The sequence below is a fragment of the Pantoea sp. BAV 3049 genome, assembly GCF_009765445.1.
GTDB lineage: Bacteria > Pseudomonadota > Gammaproteobacteria > Enterobacterales > Enterobacteriaceae > Erwinia.
Genome location: NZ_WHOY01000031.1, coordinates 1,046,140 through 1,050,274, shown reverse-complemented (window position 1 = coordinate 1,050,274; position 4,135 = coordinate 1,046,140). Strand labels below are relative to the sequence as shown.

General features: G+C 53.1%; 4 protein-coding genes. All 4 read right to left on the bottom strand.

All coding sequences use genetic code 11. The annotated features are described in order from the left end of the window. Positions 1-926: 926 nt before the first annotated feature. Entirely contained in the window at positions 927-1,583 is a 657-nt protein-coding gene (locus GSQ70_RS05725; RefSeq protein ID WP_158781656.1) for a DUF2931 family protein, read from the bottom strand. After that, positions 1,580-3,439 (bottom strand): phospholipase effector Tle1 domain-containing protein, encoded by a 1,860-nt coding sequence (locus tag GSQ70_RS05720; protein WP_199257225.1) that lies wholly within the window; start codon positions 3,437-3,439, stop codon positions 1,580-1,582. Before GSQ70_RS05720 ends, GSQ70_RS05725 begins: the two co-directional genes overlap by 4 nt. 4 nt (positions 3,440-3,443) lie before the next feature. Next, the gene (locus GSQ70_RS05715; protein ID WP_158781654.1) at positions 3,444-3,926 is read right to left on the bottom strand and encodes a PAAR domain-containing protein; all 483 of its coding nucleotides are present in this window, start codon (positions 3,924-3,926) and stop codon (positions 3,444-3,446) included. 79 nt (positions 3,927-4,005) lie between these two features. Beyond that, a partial coding sequence (locus GSQ70_RS05710) for a helix-turn-helix domain-containing protein (RefSeq protein ID WP_158785232.1) occupies positions 4,006-4,135 on the bottom strand: 130 nt, incomplete at its 5' end.

Below are 4,135 nucleotides of genomic sequence, written 5' to 3'. Positions count from 1 at the left end.
ATTTTTTTATGTCCTGGAATGCAGGAGCGGCCCGTGTTCTTGTTCCCGGCCCTCAGTCAGCGATGCTGAAGGAGGTGAAGGGGGCAGCGTACGTTATCCTTAGCCGGGGAAAACTGCAGGGGCGGGACGCCTGGGAAATTCTGTTTGAGGCCCAATAGGAGCGAACGCGCAATTTCACGACATTTGTCTATATCCGAAACCACTCGGTTTCGTACACCGCTTACCACACCCGTACAAAACTTAGTGAAATTAGTTTCGTACATGCTTTATTATTCGTACATCCATTTCGTACAGAAAATTACGCCATGTCACGAGTTTTTGCTTACTGCCGTGTATCCACACTGGAACAGACTACTGAAAAGGGGTCTGACGCTCAGTGGAACGAAAACTCACGTTAAGAGATTATGATAACCCAAGATAAGCAAAAAGATCCTAATTGGATCCTTTTGCTTCTGAGAGGCTTAGCTGCTTATATGGCTCTGAATTGGCCTTATGACAAATATCAATCACCGTTAGTTATTTGATTTTTCCGACAGACCTATTTCGACCGTTTCAAGGGATTTGAGCATATAAGGGGTGAAATCGATGTCTTTTTCGTCGACGAGCATTGATCTTGAACCGCAGAAAGCAGAATAGCTCTGGTTTTGTATCAGGCAGAATGAAATTTTTTTCTTCACCCCTTTCTTTTTTTCCTCCAGGGGAATATTGCTGTCGATAACCGCATAACCACGGGCATTGACGGACCGGATATTATAGGGGTTTGAGGGCCAATGGAACGAAAACGTACGCTAAGAATCTAATTCATTGTTAATATTGATTTTTAAATAGACAGAACTTAGCGAAATGAAAAGTCATGCTAGTGGGTCCTGATGATGCAATCAAAAAAAAGGATCCGCAGGGGATCCTTTTTTGAGACTTCCACCCCACTACCAACTGCCGTAAGGATATTGTTTTCCTTTGATAAAATCTTTTATGTCCTGATCATATCCATAAGAAAAGTCACTCTGCGTAATTCCTTTACAGGCATCCAGTTTATCCCCGGACAGCGTGGTTATTTTTACCGGTTCAACCGGCAGGTTGTCACCTCCCGCGCTGTTCTGAAGCCAGATACGGACTTTACCCTCTGGCGCCAGCCCAAACAGTAATGTTTTATACCAGGCCGTATTACCTCTTCTGTCCCTGCCGGTTGGCACCGACATTTTTTCCCGAAGGGCCGATGAGAAGGTGATGCGCGTCTCGTAAGTCTTTTTATCGATGACCGAATCCCAGCAGAACAGCATCAGCGCGGGCGGATGCCGGACCTTGTTGAACTGGGCATGCCTGCTTACCCGGCTACTCCAGCGTCCCACGCTCTCAGGATTTTCCTGAGTACTGTCCAGCGTTCTGTAAGTGGAGACCACCTTTTCGTTGTCGATAATCAGCGCTTTTGTCACGACCGCCGGTAATGTCCTGGGGGTGAAAAAGGCAAAACCAACCTCACCGTAAGGCATTTCACCGGTGTCTTCCGGCGTCTGCGCTTCGCCTGCACGACAGCCGCTGACCATGACCAGCATCACCAAGGGAAAAAGGGATTTCAGCCTCATACCTTCTTCCCGTCCATGCTGTAGACCGAGCGTTTCCACTGCTCATCCGGCCGGTTGATAAAGCCAATCAGCTCTGAGGGTGATGCGCCCCCGTGAATGAAGCCGTCCGTATTGACCACGATGGCATTCCAGTTGGCCGAACAGTGAATATGCTTCTCCGCAATCACGTCCAGCTCATCCTGACTGAACACCGGAGGCGTCTGGACGCTGCGGACAGCTTTCCCCATAGTCAACGCCTTATCACACAGAGAAGACAGCTCATCCGGGAGATGTAATTCATGATTTGTTGCGCGAATAGGGTCAAACACCACCCCGGCTTCCTGCGCAGCCTCAAGCATCACCCTCAGCGCCACGCGGGACCAGTCGTTTCTGACGGTCCGCTCACGCAGGGTCAGTGCCGCAAAGCTGCGCTTCTGCACCTGGCCATACCGATCCGGAGGCAGCCTGTCGTCATGCCAGGTTTCTGCCGATATTTCATTTGTCCGCAGCAGCGGAGCCAGACAGGGCGATTTATCCAGCGTCTGCAGCTGGGCCACTGCCTGCCGGTAAGCCTGCGTCTGTTCGCCGGGCTGACTGTACGGTACGGTTTCCGTTGCAGGCCGCGTCAGAAAAAGATGTTCCTTCGTGACGGGCAGATAACCGCCGCCGATATCAGAATGCACGCCGGGCAGCGCCAGTTCCGGCCAGGCCGGTTTCACGCTGTTCAGAGCAAAGTTAAAGCGGCACTCATTCGCGGCGGTGATATGAAAAACCTTCTCTGCCACGCCGGGGCGTAGGGTGAGGTTCACGTCACCGGTATCCGCGCTGTGCGGGTTCAGGCCGTTAACCGGTGTGCCAATGGCGGCAACGGTATCGAAAATGCCGATGAAGCGGGTTTTACCGGCAGGAGAACCATTGAAGTCCGTGCCAGTTACACCCTGCCGGATGGCGCTGATAATGGCCGGGTCTTCAGACTGGATGCGGTTGGCAAAATGCCGGGCGGCGGCTGCGCCCCGACTGAAGCCAAAAATATCGAACTGCAGTGACCTGATAATGAACGTGCAGTCAGTCTGTTGATTACTGACCGCGTCCAGCGCCGCCTGGATGCTGTCAGCCAGCATGGAAACCGCTTTGTTCGTTTTGGCAACAACCCCGGTATCAGAGATACCAAACCCCTGCCCCAGCATACTGTCAGGTTTTCCCGCGTCGGTGCCGATACCGTCAATATAAACAGCAGACTGAAAAGTTCCTTTATCTACAGGAATGTCCTGTTTATACAGCGTGCTCAGCCAGTGAATATTGGTGTAGTACCCGGTATAGCTGGTTGCACCGCTGCCCGACACACCAAAATTGTCACGGGCGCATTTTGCCAGAATGGACTCAGCTTCCGGGTCATCCAGATTGTAATGACCTGCGGTATACGCTTTCATCATATTCTGCGTGTTAACGGCATTGTTGCCGGTACCGTCGAAGAACACGCCTATCGTCAGCGTGATCTCCCGTTTCTTTTTCTTCGCCATCTGCGCATGTTGTTCCGGCTCCGGAGCGACTGCCGGGGTCATCCAGGCTTTTGCCGCTGAAAGCTGCGGGATCGTACTCGGGGCAATCAGAAAATTAGTCCCCTGCGGACACCCGCAACGGATCGCCGAGCCATCCACCGCGACAGCGGCACTGTTTGAGTGCCGGTGATCGCCGTCCACTATGACCCCCACTTCCCCGCACTTTGGGCAGGGCGTGGTCTTGTCGCCAATATAGAGCTTCAGCAGCCCCATGACCGACATACCGGGGCGGGCCGCGATACATTGCGCCCCCGTGGAAGTCTTATCCCCGTGCAGCCCGACGTTTTTACCGTGAATGATACAGCCTCTTCGGATCATCGGCTCAGCCCTCTGCCGGTAAAAAATCAGCATCCATCGGCAGACCTTTCAGCTCATTCAGCGTACATCCCGCCTGCGGGGTGCTGATAATCACATCACCGTTACTCAGCCGGCTGCCGACCAGCGCGATACTTTTACCGCCTTTCTGAAATTTCGACCCGCTGCCGGTGACAATCAGGGCAGTGGTGCCGTCAGGGTAAACCACCTCATCACCTTCCAGCGCAACGTTGACCTTATGTCCGTCCTCAAGCGCTATTTCAGAGCCGTTCCAGGCCGCACGTACCACCCCACCGCGTTGTGTCAGCGCCCCGTCAACCGCGATCCGGTAAATCGCCACCACCGGGTGTTCAAGCAGAAATGCCTCCTGCTCTTCAACCGTCTGACGGGCTCCCTCAGACATGGAAGCTTTCTTCTCAGCTGAAAATGGCGGGCGCGCCAGTGAGGCGGCTAATTCCGGGGTCAGTTCGTTGGTATACTGCTGTTCCATATCAAATCCCTCTTATTCCTGTGGTTACTTGTCCCATAGTAACCGGATGGCATGACTTAACCAAAATTTAGTGCCAGCGTCAGCGCGGCTGAACTGCCTTTTCGTCCTCAAGAATTTTATACACAGTGGAACGGGCAATCCCGAGCTGCCGGGCTATTACCGTTGCCCCCGCGCCCTTACTGTGAAGCGCCAGCACGCAGTTTCTGTCA

Excerpts from the sequence above, each read along its gene's own strand:
- GSQ70_RS05725 (WP_158781656.1), bottom strand. The coding sequence starts at position 1,583 with ATGAGGCTGAAATCCCTTTTTCCCTTGGTGATGCTGGTCATGGTCAGC.
- GSQ70_RS05720 (WP_199257225.1), bottom strand. The coding sequence starts at position 3,439 with ATGATCCGAAGAGGCTGTATCATTCACGGTAAAAACGTCGGGCTGCAC.
- GSQ70_RS05715 (WP_158781654.1), bottom strand. The coding sequence starts at position 3,926 with ATGGAACAGCAGTATACCAACGAACTGACCCCGGAATTAGCCGCCTCA.